The organism is Sphingomonadaceae bacterium OTU29LAMAA1, from assembly GCA_024072375.1.
Taxonomy (GTDB): Bacteria; Pseudomonadota; Alphaproteobacteria; order Sphingomonadales; family Sphingomonadaceae; genus Sphingomonas.
The window spans coordinates 1,530,808-1,550,852 of the sequence record CP099617.1 but is presented as its reverse complement, the minus strand read 5'-3'; the positions used below and the strand labels follow the sequence as shown (position 1 = coordinate 1,550,852).

At 66.4% G+C, this 20,045-nt stretch carries 22 protein-coding genes; 4 read left to right on the top strand and 18 right to left on the bottom strand.

The genetic code is table 11. From position 1 onward, the window contains the following. Positions 1 to 322: 322 nt before the first annotated feature. A complete protein-coding gene (locus NF699_07720; protein ID USU06534.1) occupies positions 323 to 784 on the bottom strand; it encodes a hypothetical protein in 462 nt (153 codons plus the stop codon). A gap of 127 nt (positions 785 to 911) precedes the next feature. Between NF699_07720 and NF699_07715 the strand changes: the two genes are divergently transcribed. Then, entirely contained in the window at positions 912 to 1,214 is a 303-nt protein-coding gene (locus tag NF699_07715; protein ID USU06533.1) for a hypothetical protein, read from the top strand. Between the two features lie 112 nt (positions 1,215 to 1,326). Here NF699_07715 and NF699_07710 read toward each other — a convergent pair whose 3' ends face one another. The 5 genes from NF699_07710 to nusB form a co-directional block, all read right to left on the bottom strand. Beyond that, positions 1,327 to 2,775: a restriction endonuclease gene (locus NF699_07710; GenBank protein USU06532.1), complete on the bottom strand. Its 1,449-nt coding sequence runs from the start codon at positions 2,773 to 2,775 to the stop codon at positions 1,327 to 1,329. 154 nt (positions 2,776 to 2,929) lie between these two features. Further along, the gene (locus NF699_07705) at positions 2,930 to 4,912 is read right to left on the bottom strand and encodes a S9 family peptidase (protein USU06531.1); all 1,983 of its coding nucleotides are present in this window, start codon (positions 4,910 to 4,912) and stop codon (positions 2,930 to 2,932) included. A 96-nt stretch (positions 4,913 to 5,008) separates the two neighbouring features. After that, positions 5,009 to 7,177: a sodium-translocating pyrophosphatase gene (locus NF699_07700; protein USU06530.1), complete on the bottom strand. Its 2,169-nt coding sequence runs from the start codon at positions 7,175 to 7,177 to the stop codon at positions 5,009 to 5,011. 148 nt (positions 7,178 to 7,325) lie between these two features. After that, on the bottom strand, positions 7,326 to 8,225 hold the full coding sequence (thiL, locus tag NF699_07695) for a thiamine-phosphate kinase (protein USU06529.1): 900 nt from the start codon (positions 8,223 to 8,225) through the stop codon (positions 7,326 to 7,328). A gap of 217 nt (positions 8,226 to 8,442) precedes the next feature. Further along, positions 8,443 to 8,901 carry a transcription antitermination factor NusB gene (gene nusB / locus NF699_07690; GenBank protein ID USU06528.1) on the bottom strand — a complete coding sequence of 153 codons (459 nt, stop codon included), beginning with the start codon at positions 8,899 to 8,901 and terminating at the stop codon, positions 8,443 to 8,445. A 121-nt stretch (positions 8,902 to 9,022) separates the two neighbouring features. Between nusB and NF699_07685 the strand changes: the two genes are divergently transcribed. Beyond that, the gene (locus tag NF699_07685) at positions 9,023 to 9,283 is read left to right on the top strand and encodes a hypothetical protein (GenBank protein ID USU06527.1); all 261 of its coding nucleotides are present in this window, start codon (positions 9,023 to 9,025) and stop codon (positions 9,281 to 9,283) included. 177 nt (positions 9,284 to 9,460) lie between these two features. Here NF699_07685 and NF699_07680 read toward each other — a convergent pair whose 3' ends face one another. The 4 genes from NF699_07680 to hisG form a co-directional block, all read right to left on the bottom strand. Further along, positions 9,461 to 10,015 carry a fasciclin domain-containing protein gene (locus NF699_07680; GenBank protein ID USU06526.1) on the bottom strand — a complete coding sequence of 185 codons (555 nt, stop codon included), beginning with the start codon at positions 10,013 to 10,015 and terminating at the stop codon, positions 9,461 to 9,463. Between the two features lie 194 nt (positions 10,016 to 10,209). Continuing rightward, a complete protein-coding gene (locus NF699_07675) occupies positions 10,210 to 10,479 on the bottom strand; it encodes a hypothetical protein (GenBank protein USU06525.1) in 270 nt (89 codons plus the stop codon). A 64-nt stretch (positions 10,480 to 10,543) separates the two neighbouring features. Then, the gene (hisD, locus tag NF699_07670) at positions 10,544 to 11,839 is read right to left on the bottom strand and encodes a histidinol dehydrogenase (GenBank protein USU06524.1); all 1,296 of its coding nucleotides are present in this window, start codon (positions 11,837 to 11,839) and stop codon (positions 10,544 to 10,546) included. Further along, entirely contained in the window at positions 11,836 to 12,498 is a 663-nt protein-coding gene (hisG, locus tag NF699_07665) for an ATP phosphoribosyltransferase (protein USU06523.1), read from the bottom strand. Before hisG ends, hisD begins: the two co-directional genes overlap by 4 nt. Positions 12,499 to 12,594: 96 nt before the next feature. Here hisG and NF699_07660 point away from each other — a divergent pair, with 96 nt between their 5' ends. Next, positions 12,595 to 13,881 carry a DUF2254 domain-containing protein gene (locus tag NF699_07660; protein ID USU06522.1) on the top strand — a complete coding sequence of 429 codons (1,287 nt, stop codon included), beginning with the start codon at positions 12,595 to 12,597 and terminating at the stop codon, positions 13,879 to 13,881. Between the two features lie 33 nt (positions 13,882 to 13,914). Here NF699_07660 and NF699_07655 read toward each other — a convergent pair whose 3' ends face one another. From NF699_07655 to NF699_07630, 6 genes are all read right to left on the bottom strand, one after another. Next, positions 13,915 to 14,397, bottom strand: coding sequence for a DUF1090 family protein (locus NF699_07655; protein ID USU06521.1), 483 nt, complete (start codon positions 14,395 to 14,397; stop codon positions 13,915 to 13,917). A 168-nt stretch (positions 14,398 to 14,565) separates the two neighbouring features. Next, positions 14,566 to 15,450 carry an alpha/beta fold hydrolase gene (locus NF699_07650; protein ID USU06520.1) on the bottom strand — a complete coding sequence of 295 codons (885 nt, stop codon included), beginning with the start codon at positions 15,448 to 15,450 and terminating at the stop codon, positions 14,566 to 14,568. 124 nt (positions 15,451 to 15,574) lie between these two features. After that, positions 15,575 to 16,474, bottom strand: coding sequence for a pirin family protein (locus tag NF699_07645; protein USU06519.1), 900 nt, complete (start codon positions 16,472 to 16,474; stop codon positions 15,575 to 15,577). Beyond that, a complete protein-coding gene (locus tag NF699_07640) occupies positions 16,464 to 16,913 on the bottom strand; it encodes an NUDIX domain-containing protein (GenBank protein ID USU06518.1) in 450 nt (149 codons plus the stop codon). The genes NF699_07645 and NF699_07640 overlap by 11 nt, the downstream gene beginning before the upstream one ends. A gap of 75 nt (positions 16,914 to 16,988) precedes the next feature. Beyond that, on the bottom strand, positions 16,989 to 17,702 hold the full coding sequence (locus NF699_07635) for a glutathione S-transferase (GenBank protein USU06517.1): 714 nt from the start codon (positions 17,700 to 17,702) through the stop codon (positions 16,989 to 16,991). A 3-nt stretch (positions 17,703 to 17,705) separates the two neighbouring features. Beyond that, complete coding sequence (locus tag NF699_07630) at positions 17,706 to 18,002, bottom strand: BolA family transcriptional regulator (protein USU06516.1); 297 nt, start codon at positions 18,000 to 18,002, stop codon at positions 17,706 to 17,708. 95 nt (positions 18,003 to 18,097) lie between these two features. Between NF699_07630 and NF699_07625 the strand changes: the two genes are divergently transcribed. Continuing rightward, complete coding sequence (locus NF699_07625) at positions 18,098 to 18,652, top strand: J domain-containing protein (GenBank protein ID USU07030.1); 555 nt, start codon at positions 18,098 to 18,100, stop codon at positions 18,650 to 18,652. 123 nt (positions 18,653 to 18,775) lie between these two features. Here the strand turns inward: NF699_07625 and NF699_07620 are convergent, their stop codons facing one another. Together NF699_07620 and NF699_07615 are read right to left on the bottom strand one after the other, a co-directional pair. Further along, positions 18,776 to 19,246 (bottom strand): SRPBCC family protein, encoded by a 471-nt coding sequence (locus NF699_07620; GenBank protein USU06515.1) that lies wholly within the window; start codon positions 19,244 to 19,246, stop codon positions 18,776 to 18,778. Next, positions 19,243 to 20,034, bottom strand: a complete 792-nt coding sequence (locus tag NF699_07615; protein ID USU06514.1) for a VOC family protein — start codon at positions 20,032 to 20,034, stop codon at positions 19,243 to 19,245. The genes NF699_07620 and NF699_07615 overlap by 4 nt, the downstream gene beginning before the upstream one ends. Positions 20,035 to 20,045: the final 11 nt, after the last annotated feature.

The following is a 20,045-nucleotide window of genomic DNA, read 5'->3' as shown; positions in this document are numbered from 1 at the left end:
AACTTTACGGTACGTCCGGGTCGGAATGCATCCTTGCGATGACGCCGAACCCCGGCGTGGGGATTGCCGTGCCATGCGCAGCGGCGGCGGGAGGGGGATGCAGGTTTTCAAAGAGCGGTCGTGGCGGCTCGCTGGCAGATTCGGAGCGTGTAGGACAGGGGTTTGTCGGGCGGCATCAATGCTCGTGCGGGGGCGTTGCGTCGGTTTATGAACCGCGGCGTTGATGATCAGCGGGGCCGGTCCCGGCGAGGGGAAGAGTAACCGGGTGCGTTTCGGCTGGAAGTCGAGCAGCTATGTCTTGTTCTGGTGGAAACCGGACCTATCAAATAGGACAACGACGTGCTGGAACGAGGGTGATGTTTCGATAGCTAAGCGTGCGCTGCACATCACCGTTGTCAGTGCTAACAGTCGCGGTTCCCTTGAACGTCGCCGGGACACCATTATCGGGTGAACCAATGTCAGCACGCTGCACCGGCGCGTAGAGAGTAACGAGAACGAAGTTACGAAGCTCTTTGGGGCTGGCGGTATTGAACCACGTCGCGCCTTGGCTTCCTTCTCCCTCAAGGTCGCCGTTCGGCGTGGCACTACTACCGGCCTTGATCCGCCAGCCGCCCGGAATGCTGCACACTGATTTAAATTCGACGCCCCACGTCTTTATGGCAAAAGCCTCAATGCTCTCTGTATCCTTCAGCGGTATCCGCCCGATTGAAAGAAGGTAGGTGCGAGGATGGTCGACCGGAGCCGCGCCCATCGTAACTAGCGCCAAAGGCAGCAGGAGCTTCACCCACACACGCTCGCACAATCATGCAGTGTCTGCAATTGGGCGTAAGCGGAATGTCCGCTTTTGGGTGGGAATCGGACCGGCCGGTTTGCGGCTGGATCATCGTTAAAGCTGCCGCTAACTCTACCCAATGGACTTTTCCGGCCTCATCGTGCTTCCGCTCGCTGCAGTAGTTACTGCCTGCTGGATCATCGGCGCGGCTGTCTTATCAAAGAACGGTCCGGGCTTTCGAGCGCCTTTCATTCTATCCTACAGCTTTGGCGTGATCTTCATGGAGCCATGGCAGATAGGGGCATGGCAAGAACTCGGCATGTTCGCGATTATGCTCGTAATGCTCGCGCTTTGGGTTGCGGCGGGATGCATCGTTGGCGGCATCCCTGCTGCGCTCATCGTCTCTCTGATGAAGAAGTTGCAGCAACGCTTCCGGCATTAAGGAACGGCAGCTTACTGGCTCACCCATACCGACGTTCTACGTCCGGGATTGGGCGATGATCGCCAAGACACCTGTAACTGACCTAGACCAGACACGCGTCAGCCTTGCCCGCCTATAACAAAGACCCCTGTTTCCCCGTGTCCTCGCGCGCCGCGCGGCGGAAGGCGGCGGTGGGGTCGGGGTAGGGGAGGTCGGGCTTCCTGCCGGCGAACAGGTCGGCGATGGTCAGGATCTGGAGGCGGGGATAGGTGCGGCCGAAGCCGTCCTCGAACCGGCCGACTGCGGCGGCGGCCTTCAGCATCGGCTGGGTCGGGGTGGCGCGGGTGACGAAGATGCCGATCGGTGCCTCGGCGCGCATCATCGCGGAATGCAGGTCGCGGATCATCGTGACGCCGACATTGTCGCCGCCCTTGACGGAGACGATCGCGCGTTCGGTGCGCTTGCCGTCGGGCTTGAAGTAGATGAGGCCGTCGATCCCGCCGTCCGCGCCCTTCTTCTTGCCGCCGTAGGGGACGGCGTCGACCATCGACACCGCCCACCATTGGAACTGGTATTTGTCGCGCGCCGCGAGGTCGTCGGCGGAGGCGAGGTCCTTGGGCGTGCCCTCGACGGTGAAGGACGCGTCGGGAAAGGCCGCCTGCATCCGCTTCTCGATCAGCGAGATGGCGAGGTGGGTGACGTCGATGCCGATCCAGTGGCGACCGAGCTTTTGCGCGGCATGGACGGCGGTGCCGCAGCCGCAGAACGGGTCGAGGACGACGTCGCCTTCGTTGGACGCAGCAGCGACGATGCGTTCGAGGAGCTTGATCGGCTTTTGCGTGGGATAGCCGAGGTATTCCTTGCCCCGCGGGGCAATGGCGTAATTCCAGTAATCCTCCGGCACCTTGCCCTTTTCATGGATCAGGTGATCTGCGCCGACGAAGCCCGATCCGATCAGGCCGGGTTTGTAATTCTCGCGCGTCTTGGCGCTGTGTTCGACGCGGACGGCATCGGCGTTGAACGTCCAGTTGTCGCCCTTGTTGAACCAGAAGATGACGTCGTGCTTGCGCATGAACTGACGCATGCCGGGGGAACCGGGGCCGGTGTAGCACCACACGATTTCGTTGCGATAACGCTGCGCGCCGAACACCGAATCGAGCAGCAGCTTGAGGTAATGGCTGGCGGTGGGATCGCAGTGGAGGAACAGGCTGCCGGTAGGCTTCAGCTTGCGGTGCAGTTCGATGAGGCGGATCGCCATCATGGCCAGATAGGCCATCATATCGTTCTCGCCGAGGAACGAGCGCATGGCGCGCAGCAGTTCCGAGGCGCGCAGGTTGCCGCTTTTCAGGACCTGATCGAAAGCGTCCTCGGCGGTGTCGTTCCATGCCCACGTGTCCTCGAACGCCTCGATCTGCGCGTCGCTGCCGGTGCCGGTGGGGGATTTGAAGAGGATGTTGTAGCTGGCGTTCGAGTTGAACGGTGGGTCGAGGTAGACGAGGTCGATGCTGGCGTCGGCGATATGATCGCGGAGCACGCCGAGGTTGTCGCCATAGTACAGGTGGTTGTCGGGGCGGTTTCGCATGCGCCGCAGTGTGGCGCGAGTGGTGCGGGCGGGATCGCGCCAGTCCGTCCGTAACGGTGCCGAACCGCCGCTGGACGGGCTGGTCGAGCGTCAAGATGATCCGGACCGGAGCAAATCGCCGCCTGGATCGGCCGACGATCCACGCGGGGCGAGGTCAGTTGCCCAGCGCCTTGGTAAGGAATGCGTCCGCCCTGGTCAGCAGGTCGATACGCACCTCCGAATCGCGCAGCTGGTGGTCGATGAGCGGATAGACGACCAACTGGCTCTTCTTGCCTGCGCTGCGCAACTGCTTGTCCATCAGGCGCGATTCGTCGACTGCCACGTTGATATCCTTCGATCCGTGGAACAGCAGCACCGGCGCCTTGAAGGCGGCGGCATGACGGGCGGGCGAACCATCCTGCAGATGGGGGCCGTCGCCGACATAATCCTGGCCAATCTTGTCGAGCGCTCCGATCTCGGTCCGCAGCGCGCCGAGGTCGGTGACGGGGGCGATTGCGATCGCCGCCTTGAACAGGTCGGGATCGACCACCTGAGACTGCAACGCGGCATAGCCGCCGTAGGACCAGCCGACGATGGCGAGCTTCGCCGGATCGGCAATTCCTTCCTTCACCAGCCAGTGACCTGCGTCATTGACGTCGCCGATCGCCGTCTTCCACGATTTGAAGCCGTTCTGCTGGAACCAGTCCTGCCCGTAGCCGCTCGACCCGCGATAATTTGGCTGGATGACCGCATAGCCGCGGTTGGCAAAGAACTGCACCAGCCAGTCGAAGCCCCAGTCGTCCCGCGATGCCGGGCCGCCATGCGGCATGACGATGGCGGGCAATCCCTTCGCCGCGCCGCCGGGGGGCATGGTCAGATACGCCGGGATATCGGTGCCGTCCGCAGCCTTGTAGGTGATCGGCCGCATCGCCCCCAGCGGGGTGCCGGCGAGCGCGGGACGATCGGCGCCCAGCGGGACGAGGCTCTTCTTGTTCGCATCATACAGGAAATAGCGGCCGGGATCGGTATCGCTGGCGGCATAGATCAGGTGGATCTTCTCGTCCGCGCTGGAATCGACGATGTTGATGAGGGGCAGGGTCGACAGCGCCCGCGAAAGGCCGGTGGCGAGCTTTTCGTATTCCGGATCGAAGAAACCGACCTGCCGACGCTCTTTGGAAAAGGTCGCACCCACCACGCGGCCGCGACGGCCGACCGTCAGCACGCCCGAAACATCGACTTCGGGATCGGCGAAGGCGAGGTCCTTCTTCATCGAACCGTCCAGCGCGACGCGGTAGAGCACGTCGCGCCCTTTCGTCTTTTCGATGACGTAGGCGACATTGGCAGTGCCATCGACCGCCAGCGGCACCATCCCGGTCTCGTCGACCTGCGAATAGACGGAAAACGGCTTCCAGTCCTTGCTGCCGGCGGTACGATAATAATAGCTTACCTTGCCGTTGCCCTGCCAGCCGAAGCGATACGCCTCGTATTGCGCCTTTATGCGGATATTGCCGGTGCCATCGCCGATGTAGCGTCCGACGATCGGGTCTGCGCTTTCGATATGGTCGACCTTCCCGGTGCGGGTGTCGAGCAGGTCGACCGCCAGACCCTGCGCCTTGCTGCCGACGGTGATCGAATTGCTTTTCAGCGGCACGTAGTTGCGGGCGATCAGCACCTTGTCGGTCGCGCCGTCACGCCAGTCGACGACATAGCCATCGGATCGGCTGATGTAGTCCTGGGCGGTTTGCATGATGCCCAGCGGCGTCGGATTGTTGCCGTCGGCATCCATGGCGATCAATCGCGAATAGCTGCTCCACGCCCCCTCTCGGTTGGAAACGCCGTATAGCGAGCAGACGAGCCGGGTATTCGATGCCCAGCCGCAACTGCTGAGCGTCATCGGGTCGCCATTGGCGTAATTCACCGGCTTCACGCTGCCGGACTTCATATCGAGCACCTGTACGACGGTCGCCTGTTTGGGGCCGGGCGAGATGAAGGCGACGCGGGTGCCATCGGGTGACAGGCTGGCGTCCGAAATGCTCTCACGCTCGCCGAACGCCGCTGCGGCCTTCGCCGGCTCCAGCCGGACCTGTGCCGGCGCACCGGCCGATGTCAGCGCGCCCGCCACGACCACTGCCGTAGCGCCAGAGACCATCATCCGCATGTAAACCCCCAAGCCCCCTCGTTATTCTGTGCGGCGAAGTCTGGCGGCGCGGCACGAGCATGGCAAGTCCGCAGACCCGCCATGCTCGTGCCCGGATCAGCCGCCCCCGCCCGCCAGCGCTGCGAGCAGCAGCAGCGCGACGATGTTGGTGATCTTGATCATCGGGTTGACCGCCGGGCCGGCGGTGTCCTTGTACGGATCGCCGACGGTGTCGCCGGTCACCGCGGCCTTATGGGCTTCGGAGCCTTTGCCGCCGTAATTGCCGTCTTCGATATATTTCTTGGCATTGTCCCACGCGCCCCCGCCGCTGGTCATCGAGATCGCGACGAACAGGCCGGAGACGATGACGCCGAGCAGCATCGCGCCGAGCGAAGCGAAGCCCTGTGCCTGACCGGCGACCGCGGTGATGATGAAGTAGAGCGCGATCGGGCTGACGACGGGCAACAGGCTGGGTACGATCATCTCCTTGATCGCGGCGCGGGTGACGAGGTCGACGGTGCGGGCGTAGTCTGGCCGGCTGGTGCCGAGCATGATGCCGGGATTGTCGCGGAACTGGCCGCGCACCTCCTCGACCACCGCGCCCGCCGCGCGGCCGACCGCGGTCATGCCGAACGCGCCGAACAGATAGGGCAGCAATGCGCCGAGCAGCAGGCCGACGATGACGTAGGGGTTGGACAGGCTGAAATCGACGGTGACGTCAGGGAAGTAGGTCTGGAGGTCGGTGGTGTACGCGCCGAACAGCACCAGCGCGGCTAGGCCGGCGGAGCCGATGGCATAGCCCTTGGTCACTGCCTTGGTCGTGTTGCCGACCGCGTCGAGGGCATCGGTGCGCTGGCGGACGTCGTCGGGCAGGCCCGCCATCTCGGCGATACCGCCCGCATTGTCGGTGACGGGTCCGTAGGCGTCGAGCGCCACCACCATGCCGGCGAGCGCGAGCATCGCGGTCGCCGCGAAGGCGATGCCGATGATGCCAGCGAGCTGATAGGTGGCGATGACCGCGACGACGATGACCAAGGTGGGGAGCGCGGTCGATTCGAGGCTAATCGCGAGGCCTTGGATCACGTTGGTGCCGTGACCGGTCTGGCTGGCGGCAGCGATCGACTTCACCGGGCGATAGTTGGTGCCGGTGTAATATTCGGTGATCCAGACGATCAGCCCGGTGACGGCGAGGCCGATGACCATGCACCAGAACAGGTCCATGCCGGTGAAGCTGGGGATCGCACCCGCCACCGCGGCGGGGCGGTCGAAGCCCGTCGTCAGGTCGTCGGACACCGCGTCGAGGAAGCCGGCGCTGCCGATGGTGCGGCTGAGGTCGCCGAGCACATATTGCGTGGCGAAATAGATCGCCGGGATCGACAGCAATGCCGAGGTCCAGAACCCCTTGTAGAGCGCGCCCATGATCGTCCCCTTGCCGAGGCGGACCATGTAGGTGCCGATGATTGAGGTGATGATGCACACGCCGCCGACGAGCAGCGGCAGCGTCATCAGCCGCATCAGTTCGGCGGCATCGGCGCGGATAAGCAGCGCGATCGAGATCATGGTGACGCCCAATGTGACGACGTACGTCTCGAACAAATCGGCGGCCATGCCGGCGCAGTCGCCGACATTGTCACCGACGTTATCGGCGATGACAGCCGGGTTGCGGGGGTCGTCCTCCGGAATGCCGGCCTCGACCTTGCCGACGAGGTCGGCGCCGACGTCCGCGGCCTTGGTGAAGATGCCGCCGCCGAGGCGCGCGAAGATCGAGATGAGCGAGGCACCGAAGGCGAGCGCGGTCAGCGCCTCGACGATGATCCGGTCGTTGGGCGCGTGGCCGGCAGGACCCGTGAGATACCAGAAGAAGGTGCTGATCGCGAGCAGGCCCAGCCCGGCGACGAGCATGCCGGTGACCGCACCGGAGCGGAACGCCATGGTCAGGCCGCCCTGCAACGACGTGCGTGCGGCTTCCGCGGTGCGGACGTTGGCGCGAACCGAGATGTTCATGCCGACGTAGCCGGCGACACCCGACAGGACCGCGCCGATGACGAAGCCGATAGTCGATACGGTATCGAGCGCGAAGAACAGGATGACCGCGACGATGACGCCGACGATCGCGATGGTGGTGTATTGGCGGCCCAGATAGGCCTTGGCGCCTTCCTGGATGGCGGCGGCGATGTCCTGCATCTTGGCATCGCCGGGCGACGCGCGCAGCACTTGCTGGCTGGTGATGAAACCATAGACCACGGCGATGACGCCGCAGAGGATGGCGATGGCGACCGTGGTCATTCCCGCATATCCTTCTCCTGTTGACGCCCTGCCGGTGTGACCCCGGTCTCGTGCGGTTGGGCGGAGGCTATGGCGATGCGGGGACAAGCGCAAGCGATTGAGGTTAAGGCCGTCTGATCACCCCCATGTGTGGGACGACGGGTGACGCCTAATGCTGAAACCCGATCCTGTCCGGCAGCGGAACCGCCTCGCTTCCGTCTTGGAGCTTCAATCCCTCGCCGCGTGCGAAGCGGCCGAGGCGCGTGGCGGGTACGGGCGGGACCGTGTTGGCGGGCATCGCGAACAGCAATTCGTAATCGTCGCCTGCCGTGGCCGCCCTCAGACGCGCATCGCGGTCATCGCCGGCAAAGGCACGATAGTCCGCGGATAGCGGCACGGTGGCGAGGTCGAGAATCACGGCGAGGCCGCTTGCGTCGGCCATGCGGGCGGCATCGATCAGCAGACCATCGCTGACGTCCATCATCGCATGCGCGATCCGCGACAGCACGCGGCCCTCGGCCAGGCGTGGCGTCGGCCGGCGATAGCGGTCGACGAGCGCGACCGGGCCGTCCGCACCGCGCGCGATGGCGAGGCCGGCGCCCGCATCGCCGATCGTGCCGGTGACCCACAGCGCGTCGTTCTCGCCCGCCCCGCCGCGGGGAGGAGCCGGCGTGTCGCAGCCGAAGGCGGTGACGGTGATGACGCGCGGCGCACCCGCGGGCAGCCGGATCGTGTCGCCGCCGAGCAGCGCGGTGCCGCATGCGGTCAGTACGTCGCCCAGCCCGAAGAGGAACGCGCGGTCCCATGCGTCGTCGCTCAGCGGATAGTTGAGGAGGATGCCGTCGGGCTTCGCTCCCTTGCCGGCAATGTCGGACAGGTTGGTCGCGACGACCTTCCACGCCACGTCTGCCGGCGTATCCGTCGACAGGAAGTGGACGCCCTCGACCAGCGTGTCGGTGGTGACGACGAGGGGGGCGTGGACCAGCCGTGCGGCATCGTCGCGCAGGCCGCGTGCGGAGGGATGGAGCGGCAGGGTCCGCAAGGCGGCGAGGAAGTCGGCTTCGGTCATCTGTGCTGCTCCCTCTACCGGGGCCGTTCCGGTTGCCCCACTCAACGATGCGGATTGCTCCCCCGCAAGGGGAAGGGGGACCGTTCGGCGCCAGCCGAGCGGCGGAGATACGCGGCGTCCTTCGGAACGGGTCCGTCGCTTACCTCCCCCTCCGTCACGACGTAGCGGCGCGCCCCCCTTCGCGGGGGACGGCGGATAAAGTCTCCGTCAGGAGGCCTCAGGCGGGCCGCACGTCCTTGGCGATCCCGTCGAGCAATCCGTTGACGAAGCCGGTCTCGCGCCGTTCGTAGAAGGCGTGGGCGACGTCGACATATTCGCTGATCGTCGCGCCGACCGGCACGTCGGCGCGGGCCATCAGTTCGTAGGTGCCGGCGCGCAGGATCGCCTTCATCGGCTTGTCGAGGCGAGCGAGCGTCCAGCCGCTCGCCAGCTTCTTTTCGATCGCGAGGTCGATCTCGCCGCCACGGGCGGTGGTACCCTTCACCAGATCGTCGAAGAAATCCTGATCGGCTTCGGCATATTCGGCGTCCTCGATCGTCGCGCCCAACCGGTGGTTGTGGAATTCATGGAGCAGGGCGGGCACGGCCGTCCCCTCCATTTCGTGCTGGTACAGTGCCTGGACGGCGGCGAGGCGGGCGGCGGCGCGCGCCTGAGTGCGGTTCGAGGTTCGTGACATCGGGCCGGCATGTAGTCGTCCGGGCGCCATCCGTCACCCCTTTGCCCGTTGCGCGCGCGCCGGGGCATCCAAAAACGCCTTGGCTCGTTCCGCGTTCAAGGGACGAGGATGGAGGCTAAACATGGGTGATAGCTCGGATAATGTGGTCATCGGTGTCGTGCTGTGGCTAATCGCGCTATCGGTGGTGATGGCAGCCGTCGGCATCTGGCTGGGCCGGTCGCATCGCCTGCGCTCGCGCCGCATCGCGCTGATCTGGGCGATCGCCTCGATCGCACCGCTGTTCGGGGCGGGGGCGTATATGTACCTGCGCCACAGCGCGATGGAGGCGGAGGGCGTGACGCGGCCGGGCGTCACCAACGTGCCGCCGGGACAGGGGCGGTAGGTCACGTGTCCGGATCGGCCGGGGCACCTTTAAGCCTCTCCCGCGAGGGAGTTCGGGAATGACGGAGGGGAGGTAAGCGACGAACCCCGATATCGCGGACGCTACTTACCTCCCCCTCCACCATTCGGCTTGCGCCGAACGGTACCCTTTCCTTGCGGGAAGGAAATCAGGCGTAATTTACGGCATCAGCACCGTGTCGACGACGTGGATCACGCCGTTCGACTGCATCACGTCGGCGATCATGACGTGGCTCATGCCCCCCTTGGCATCGGTGAGCATGATCTTGTTGCCCATGCGCGATGCGGTCAGCGGTTCGCCCTGTACCGTGGTCAGCGTCGCCTTGCCGCCACCGGCCTTGATCGCGGCGACCAGCTGCTTCGACGTCATCGTGCCGGCGACGACATGATAGGTCAGGATGCTGGTCAGCGTCGCCTTGTTCTCGGGCTTCACCAGCGTGTCGACGGTGCCGGCGGGCAGCTTGGCGAAGGCGGCGTTGGTTGGTGCGAACACGGTGAACGGTCCCGGACCCGACAGCGTCTCGACCAGGCCGGCGGCCTTCACTGCGGCGACCAGCGTGGTGTGATCCTTCGAATTCACCGCATTCTCGACGATGTTGCGGGTCGTGAGCATCGCGGCGCCGCCGACCATCGGGTTCTTGGCGGCCGACATCGCGGGACCCGCGGCGAGCAGGGCAACGGCGGCGATCGCGCTGCGGAACTGGAATTTCGTCATGGGGCATCCTTCTCGTGTCGCACCCGGTGAGGGTTGCTGGAAGGAGGTACGCTGCCGGGTCGGGAATGGATGAGGGTAGCGATAGGAGATCGGCTAGAGCGTTGAGGCGGCGGAGAACTTTGTGAAGGTCGCTCCTGTTGGATGACCAAGCGGTGCTGGTGATGCCGAAAGTGGGTGGAAAGCGGTCGGACTGCTTACCGGGTGATGACGAACATTTGTTGCAGCATGGACGACAGGTCCCTGTCCCGGTCGGGCCGCACCGGAAGCTCCATTCGATCCCGAACGACGCTCGTAAGATAGTCGGCGATTTGCTCCACGGGCGCATCGGCTTTCAGCATTTCGAGCACCCGAGGCGCATAAATGTCGTACTCGTCCGCAGCCGCTTCGATACCCCGCACGCCGATCGGGTCCCAGGCCCAGTGCAGGGCAACTTGGATCATTCGTAAGCTGGTATCGTCGTTCATCACGCTATCCTACGATCTGCGCCAAATATCCGGAATGGGCGCTTACAGGCGTTCGCCCGCCTCGCTACCGGTTCAGCCGCAGCCTTAGCGCTACCGACCGCGCATGTGCCGGTAGGCCTTCGGCCTCGGCCAGCGCGACCGTTGCCGGGCCGAGCTCTGCCAGCGCGGTTTCGTCCAGGCCCAGGAAACTGGTGCGCTTCATGAAGTCGAGCACCGACAGGCCGCTGGCAAACCGGGCGCGGCGGCCGGTGGGGAGGACGTGGTTGGGTCCGGCGACGTAATCGCCGATCGCTTCGGGCGTGTGGCGGCCGAGGAAGACGCTGCCGGCGTGACGAACGCGGTCGAACAGGGCCTGCGGGTCGTCGACCGCCAGTTGCAGATGTTCGGGGGCGAGGCGGTCGATCAGGGGGCAGGCCTGTTCGAGTGTCTCCACGACGACGATCGCGCCGTTGGCGTCCCATGCCGCGCGCGCCACGGCGGCGGTGGGCAGGATCGCGAGTTCGTCGTCGACCGCCCGTGCGACGCGCTCGGCGTAGGTGGCATCGTCGGTGAACAGGATCGATTGGGTGGTGGTGTCGTGCTCGGCCTGGCTGAGCAGGTCGGCGGCGGTCGTTTGGGGATCGTTCCTCGCATCGGCGACGACGACGATCTCGCTGGGGCCGGCGACCATGTCGATGCCGACGACGCCATAGACCTGGCGCTTGGCCTCCGCGACCCAGGCGTTGCCGGGGCCGGTGACGACATCGACGGGCAGGATGCGGCCGGCGCCATAGGCAAGCGCGGCGATCGCCTGCGCGCCGCCGATCCGCCATACCTCGTCCACCCCGGCGAGGTGCGCGGCGGCGAGGACGAGGGGGTTGATCTGGCCGTCCGGCGTGGGCGTGACCATCACCAGACGTTCGACGCCGGCGACCTTGGCGGGGATTGCGTTCATCAGCAGCGACGACGGATAGGCCGCGCGGCCGCCGGGGACGTAGATGCCGGCCGCGTCGACGGCGCTCCAGCGTGCGCCGAGGCGAACGCCGGCGTCGTCGGTATAGTCGGTATTCTCCGGCTTCTGACGTTCGTGATAGGCGCGGATGCGGGTCGCGGCGAGATCCAGCGCGTGGCGGAGTTCGGGCTCCAGCGCCTCGTACGCCGCGGCGCAGGCGGCGGGTTCGATGCGCCAGCCGGTTTCGGACAGGTCGTGCCGATCGAGCTTGCGGGTGAAGGCATCCACCGCCGCCTCGCCATCGTCCCGGACGGTGCGAATGATGGTGGCGACATCGCGGGTAACGTCGGCGGAGGCTTCGCGGCGCCCCTCGACCAGCGCGGTGAACGCGTCGGCGAACCCGGCGTCGGTGGTGTCGAGGCGGATCACTTGGCGGCTCCTGCGACGGCGCGGCGGAATGCCTCGACCAGCGGCACGACCTCCGGGCGGGTCTTCATCGCGGCGCGGTTGACGATCAGGCGGCTGGTCACCTCTGCGATCACCTCGACCTCGACCAGTCCGTTCTCCTTGAGCGTGCGGCCCGACGAGACGAGGTCGACGATGCGCGGGGCGAGGCCCAGCGTGGGGGCCAGCTCCATCGCGCCGTTCAGCTTGACGCATTCCGCCTGCACGCCGCGCGCGGCGAAATGTGCGGCCGTGATGTGCGGATATTTGGTGGCGACGCGGACGTGGCTCCAGCCGCGCGGATCGTCGGTCGCAGCCATCGCGACCGGTTCGGCGACCGAGATGCGGCAATGGCCGATGCCGAGATCGACCGGCGCATAGAGCTCGGAATAATCGAACTCCGCCAGCACGTCCGACCCGACGATGCCGAGCTGCGCCGCCCCGTGCGCGACGAAGGTGGCGACATCGAACGCCCGCACCCGGATCAGTTCGATATGCGGCACATCGGTGGCGAAGCGCAGCGCGCGGCTGTCGGGATCGCCGAACGCCGCCTCCGGATGCACGCCGGCACGGGCGAGCAGGGGAAGGGCCTCGGCGAGGATGCGGCCTTTCGGCACGGCGATGACTAGGGGTGGTGTCGGCACAGGCGGGCCTTACCGGTGGGGTGGGACGCGTGCAACACGGCCGCGAACGTGGTCGGATCACCGCATGTGCCGATCCGGGCGATGGCGCGTTGTCGAATGGATCGCAATCTGGGGGGCATCGTGACGGGCGGGTATCTGGCGGGCAAGGGCGCGTATCTGCTGCAACGGCTGACGCGGCAAATCTGGTTGCGGGCGTCGCTGTTCAGCATCGCCGGCGTGCTGACCGCGCTGGTGGCGGCATGGCTGGCGCCCGTCATTCCCGACGAGCTCAGCCTGACCGTAGGGGGCAAGGCGGTCGACAACATCCTGACGATCCTCGCGTCCAGCATGCTGGCGGTCACCACCTTCGCCTTGTCTGCGGCGGTCACCGCTTATGGCGCGGCAACCAGCACGGTGACGCCGCGCGCGACCCAATTGTTGATCGCCGATCGCTTCACCCAGAACGCGCTGTCGACGTTCGTCGGTACGTTCCTGTTCAGCATCGTCGGGATCATCGCGCTGACCACCGGCTTCTACGGCGACAAGGGCCGGGTCGTCCTGTTCTTCGCATCGGTCGTGATCGTCGCGATCATCGCGATCACGCTGCTGCGCTGGATCCAGCACCTGTCGACCTTCGGCCGGGTGCAGAACACTATCGAGCGGGTCGAGCGTGCCGCGCTGGAGGCGATGACCGCCTGGGCGGAGGCGCCGTGTCTGGGCGGGACGTGCGCCGTCTCGGTTCCGGCCGATGCCGTCGCCGTGTGTGCCGACGGCACCGGGTACGTCGGCCACATCGATATGGTCGCGCTGTGCCGGATCGCGACCCGACATGACCTGATCGTCCATGTCGCCACGTTGCCGGGGTCGTTCGTCCATCCGGCCCGCCCGGTGGCCCGGATCGAGGGACGTTGCGACGAATCCCTGTTGGCGGCGGTATCGGTGTCGATCGCAGACGCCTTCTCGATCCAGCCCGACCGCAATTTCGATCAGGATCCGCGCTTCGGCCTGATCGTGCTGGCCGAAATCGCGTCGCGCGCCCTGTCGCCGGCCGTCAACGATCCCGGCACCGCCATCCGCGTCATCGGCGGCGCGCATCGGGTGCTCGCGGCTCTGGTCGACACACCGGCGGACGGCGAGCGGCGGTTCGACCGGGTGCATGTACCCGATCTCGACGTGGACGACCTGTTCGTCGACGCCTTCCGGCCGATCGCGCGGGACGGCGCGGGGGTAGTAGAGGTGCAATTGCGCCTGCAGGCGACGCTGGCGGCGCTGGCGGACCATGCGCCGTCACGGTTCGGCGCGGCGGCGCGGGCCGCGTCCCGGTCCGCGATGACCCGCGCCGAAGATGCGCTGGACGCGGACGATGTCGCCACCTTGCGCAGCGGCGACATCCACCGGGGCTGACCGGGGCGGCGCGAACCGCCCCGGTCGACCGGCTCAGTAGAAGAAGCGGTTGTAGACCTGCGCGACGCGACCCGACCGCGTATCGACCAGCACCACGTCGTTGCCGTAGCGGACCCAGCGCTGATAGCCGTAGCCCGGACGCGGCAGGCGATAGGTGTTGTAGTCGTTGATCCAGTACCGCTGCCCGTAATATTGCGGGGCGAAGCGATAGCCGACGTTCACCGGGCGATAGCGATAGCCGCGCGGGCCGGCATAGGCACCGCGGGTATAGACGTTGCGGTGGCTGCGGCGATAGTCGCGCCAGTCCTCGCGCAGCTCGCGGCGATCCTCACGCACTTCGCGGCGGGCCTCGCGGATATCACCGCGGTCGCCATAGCGACGGGCTTCGGCCAGCTCGCGCTGGCTCTGGCGAACCTCGCGCTGGCTCTGCCGGACTTCACGACCGCTTTGCGCGGTGGCGGCTCCGGCCGGCAGGATGGTCGCGGCAGCCAGCGCGGCGATGATGAACTTACGCATGATACGTCTCTCCTCGTAACGATCCGCCGCGTCCCGAAGGATGCGGCATGGCGGCGTTTTGCGCCGAATCGGCTGAACGCATGAGGAATGTTTTGGTCAGCGTTGCGAAAGGGTTGTGCCGGGCTTGCCCCCTCTCCCGGGGGGCGAGGAGACAGGCGCCGTACCGCCTCAGATGTTCCAGCGCCGCATCGCCGCGACGACCGCATCGGGTTTTTCCCACGGCACGAAATGCCCTGCGTCGATCTTCTCCACCGTCAGCCGGGGCACGTACGGTCCCAGATCGTCGACCAGCACCGGCAGCAAGGCCGAATCGCGCATCCCCCAGACCACCAGCGTATCCTGCGTCACCGGTGGAAACGGCTTGTCGAGGAAGGCGGGGCGGGGCGCATCCTCGCCCATCGCGGGCACCACGACGCCCGATGCTCGATACCAGTTGAGCATTGCCGTCATCGCCCCCGGCTGCGACCATTCGTCGAGGTACGCCGCCTTGTCCGCCCCGCCGATCGCGTGCGTGACATGATGGGCGAAGGTCGATCCGAGGAACTTCTCCAGCCCCGAACCGGTCAGCCCCCGATCGATCGTCGTGTCGCGGAAGCGGGTGATATACTGGCTGGCCTTGCGCTGCTCCGGCTCGTCGAACAGCGCGCGCTGGAAGAGATAGGGGTGAGGCGCGTTGACGATCACCAGTCGCGCGATGCGATCCGGTCGACCGAGCGCCGCCATCCACGCGATCGCGCCGCCCCAGTCGTGGCCGACGAGCGTGAAGCGATCGATCTTCAGATGGTCGGCGAGTGCGATCAGGTCGCCCAGAATTTTGTCGGCCGCGTAATGTTCGACGCCTTCGGGCTTGGACGATCGTGCGAAGCCGCGCTGGTCGGGGGCGACGACATAATGGTCGCGGGCGAGGTCGGGGATGATCCCGCGCCAGGTGCGGTGTGATTCGGGAAAGCCATGGAGCAGGATGACCGGCGGATGCGCGGGATCGCCGGCGATCGCGACGTCGAGTTCGACGCCGGTGGAGAGCGCGATGCGTTGCAGCGGGGGAGTGGTCATCGGTGGCTCTCCTTGGTTCTTATGGTCTTGGGTTCTTATGGTCTTCTTCGCATCCGATCATGTGCCCCCGCGGAGGCCGGGACACTATATTGGGCTCGCGCCATCGCGGTAGTGCGAGCAGGCGTTACGGATAGCTCACGGTGTTCGGTACTTCGGGGATCGGGATCCATTCCTTGTCGTCGCCGGGCACGACCGGGAATTCACCGGCTTTCCAGGCGCGCTTGGCTTCGTTGATCCGTTCGCGGCTGGACGACACGAAATTCCACCAGACATGGCGCGGCGTCTTGAAGGCGTCGCCGCCCGCCAGCATCGCCCGTCCGCCGCTCGACGAGCGCAGCGTCGCCGCGATGCCGGGACGCAGGACGTAGAGCTTCATCGGTTCCAGCGGCACGCCCTCCAGCGTCGCTTCGCCCATCGCGAGGTACACCGCGCGCTCTTCCGCCGCGGCGTCGATCGGGATGCTGGCGCCGGCATCGAGCACGATGTCGGCATAGATCGTGCCCGCATAGGTCGTGGTCGGCGCGGCGACGCCCCACAGGTCGCCCATGATGATCCGCGCACGGGCGCCATGCGCCTCGATCGTCGGCAATTGCGCCTTGGCGACGTGCTCGAACGCTGGGTTCATCTCCTCCTGCGCCTCGGGCAGCGCCAGCCAGGTCTGGATGCCGGACAAATTCGGGCCGTTGGTGCGCTCGTCACCGGGCGACCGCTCCGAATGGACGATGCCGTGACCGGCGGTCATCAGATTGACCGCGCCCGGCTCGATCCGCGCGCTGGTGCCGAGCGAATCGCGATGATCGATCGCTCCGTCGAACAGATAGGTGACGGTCGCCAGATTGATATGCGGATGCGGGCGCACGTCGATGCCGTTGCCGACCCCCAGATGCGCCGGTCCCATCTGGTCGAAGAACAGGAACGGCCCGACCATCGTCCGCTCCTTGTTCGGCAAGGTCCGGTGGACCTTGAACCCGCCCAGATCGTGCGTGACCGGAGTAATGGTCTGAAGGACGAAATCATCGAGCATGGTGGGGCTCCGTTGCTTCGAGCAGTGCCGCAAGATCGGCAGGGTAGATGGTTTCCGGCCAGTGGGCCAGTTCGCGGGGATCGAACCAGCGCGAGCCCGCCAGCAGGCGCTGCTCCAGCGCCGTCAGCGCGCCGGCCCGCACCTCGTGCGTGTTAACATCCACGCGGAAATAGCGCTCGTCGGCCGTCACCTCGACCCCCTCGAACGTCAGGAATTCAGCGGTGCGCTGTGCCACCTGCGGGCCGCAATCGATGTCGAGGCCGACCTCCTCCCACAATTCGCGGCGGGCGGCGGCTTCGTAGCTTTCGCCGGGATCGACCGCACCGCCCGGCGTGCACCACAACGGCGGGCGATCGGCCGGCGTGAAGCGCATCAGCAGCACGCGGCCGCCCGCATCGACGAGCAGGATGCGGGCGGCGGGGCGGGGAATGCGAACCATGGACCGGGTTCTACGGCGCGTGTCGGGCGGTGCGAAGGGGCAATCGGGAAACGCTGGATTGCTCCTCCTTCACGTTCAATCCCCGTCGAGCTCCGGATAATGACGGAATATGCCATCCTCGTTGAACGACAGCCGCCGATCGCTTTTCATATAGGCCCGGATACCCGGCAACTCGCCCACCGCGGCATGGATATGCAGCAGATGGGGATAGTCGGGCGCCAGCGTCGCCATCCGGCGCGGGAACATGTAACGCAGCCCCCCGACTAGCTGGAACAGCGACGTGTCGCCATAGGTCCAGCGGTGATCGATCAGCCAGTGGCTCGGCCCCTGCCGCGCCGCATCCTCGAAATGGTCGAGGTATTTCGGCAGCCGCTCGTCGCGGAACTGCGTCGCGGCCCGCGTCGCCTCGGCCTTCTGGTCGTCGTAATAGTCCATCATGCCGACCGGATGGTGGACGTTGTGCACCTCCGCCACCAGATCCGCGATCGTCAGCTGCAACTGGTTGAGCCAGTATCGGTCGGCGAGGTTGGACGGCACCAGATCGTGCTGCTGGCCCAGAAACTGGAGGATGTTGGCGACCTGCGCCACGGCATGGCCATCGAGCGCCAGATAGGGCGGCGCGAACGGGCCCCGGCCGTTGGCGGCGCGCGCTTCCAGATCGGCCATCATCGCCTCGACGCCCGCGTCCCGCGCGCAATCCTCATAGTCGATGCCTGCGGCTTCGAGCGCGAGGCGAACGAACTCGCCGCGCCCCTGGATCGAGGGCCAGTACCACAGCCGATAGGCCATTCGTCATTCTCCGGGAGCGCGGGCCCGGATGGCGAGCGCATGGATGCGCGTGGACAACAGATCGGCGAGCGCTTGGTTCACCGCCCGCTGCCGCGCGACGCGGCTGGCGCCGATGAAGGCGGGGCTTTCGACGATCACCGTGAAGTGCGATTCACCGGTGCCGTCGTCGCCCATATGGCCGGCATGGTGGTGACTGTCGTTGACGACCTCGAGGTGCGTCGGATCGAGTGCCGCAGTCAGACGGGCGGCGATGATGTCCGCCAAAGGGACGGGGGCGGCAGCGGTGGCGGTGTCGTTCATCGCGCCTATATAGCGGAATTGCGCAAGATTAGGGAGCGTTCGTGGCGCGCGGGAGCGAGAAGAAGGAACGGCCGCAGACGCGGTTTCACGGCCGGATGGAAGCGCAGGGCCGGGTGTGTGCCGAGCCGGGATGCGAAGAGCCGGGCGAATTCCGTGCGCCGCCACTGGAAGGTGCGGGGGACGGCGGCGGTCCGGGCGCATTCCGCTGGATGTGCCTCGAACACGTCAGGGCCTTCAACAGCCGCTACAATTATTTTAACGGGATGACCGCGGACGAGATCCACCACGCCCAGCGTCCGCTGGCGGGCTGGGAGCGGGAGACGCGTGCGTTCGCGCGCGCTGGCACCGGCGATGCCGGACCCCGCTGGGCGGACTTCAGCGATCCGCTCGACGCGATCGGCGCGCGTTACCGGCGCGAGGTCGCACCCGACCGGCCGGACGGCAAGCCGCTGTCCGGGCAGGACAGGATCAGCCTGAAGGTGCTGGGACTGGCACCGGATTCGGACCGCTCCGCCCTGCGAAAGCGTTATTCGGAACTGGTCCGCAAATATCATCCCGACAGGAACGGCGGCGATCGCAGCCACGAGGCGAGCTTGCAAAAGGTGATCGCGGCATACCAGCAACTGCGACAGGCACCTGCGTTCGTGTAACGCCTTATCAGTTCGCAGGGCTTCGATGTTCGTCGTCGCTCCGGGACGGCGCGCGGCTGGCACGGTTCGACCAGATCACGTCCCTTCGCGATCGCGGTTCTGCGCCAGAAAAGGCGGGGCGTGTTATTCCGCGATGTGCGGCGTATTCGCCCGCGCCGTTACCGCAATCTCTTCCAGCTGGTCGATCGAAGCGCCCCAGCCGGCCTCGAACCCCATCGCTGCATGGCTGTCCCGCGCCTCGGCGGTCCAGTGCCGCGCCGTCGCGGTGTAGCGGGTCTTGCCGCCTTCGTCCGCGAACGTGTCGATGCGGACCATGAACGGGCCTGCCGGGTGCCAGCCGGCGGTGAATGCGTCTGTCGAGACGATGCGGGCGCCGGGTACGACCTCTAGGTACACGCCCTCCAGCCGGTTCTCCTCGCCGTTCGGCCCACGCATCACGATCACCGATGCGCCGCCGGTGACGAGGTCCTGCGTCACGAACTCGGCAATCCACGGCTTCGGACAGAACCACGCGCCCGTGTCCTCGGTCCATGCGCGCCAGACCGCATCGACCGGTGCATCGATCAGGCGGGTGATCGACAATTCGTAATTCATGCGGCGTCTCCTCCCTTGCGCGGTCCGACGATGCCGACCTGATGCCCGTACGGATCGACGATGTTGGCCGAATAGTCGCCGCCGGGGATCGGGTCGGGACCCTGGATCAGCTTGCCGCCACCGGCCTCCGCCGTCGCGACCGCGGCGTCGATGTCGACGACGAGGAAATAGCTGTTCCATTGCTGCGGTGCGCGGGTGAGGGTGCTCGACATCACCGCGCCGGGCCGAGCCTCACCCGCGCCGAGGAACGCGTATTCGCCCATCTCGCCCATCGGCATCGCGCCTTCCCTCGTCCAGCCGAACAGGCCGCCGTAGAAGGCGAAGGCGGCGTCGGGATCGGGGGTCGCAAGCTCGATCCACACCGCATGGCCCTGCGCATCGGGTGCCTGTTTGAACGGGCGGGCGGCATCCTCGGCGAACGGCTGCATTACCGAGAACGCGACGCCCTGCGGATCGAGCACCACCGCGAACCGGCCGACATGGGGGATGTCCATCGGGCCGAAGGCGACGCTGCCGCCCAGTTCGCCGACCTTGGTCAGCGTCGCGGCGATATCGTGGCTCAGGAAATAGATCGACCAGCCCCCGCCCGGCGGCGCACCCGGCGGCGGCGTCATCAGTCCGGCGATCCCGTCCCCGTCGGGCGCGGACGCGATGACGTAGCCGCCATGCTCGGCGACCGGCGACGCCCGCGTCGTCCACGCGAACAGCGCCTGATAAAAGGTCACGGCGGCGGCGTGATCGGGCGTGCTCAGTTCGAACCAGATCGGATGGCCATCGGTCAGGGTCATCGTCGTCGCTC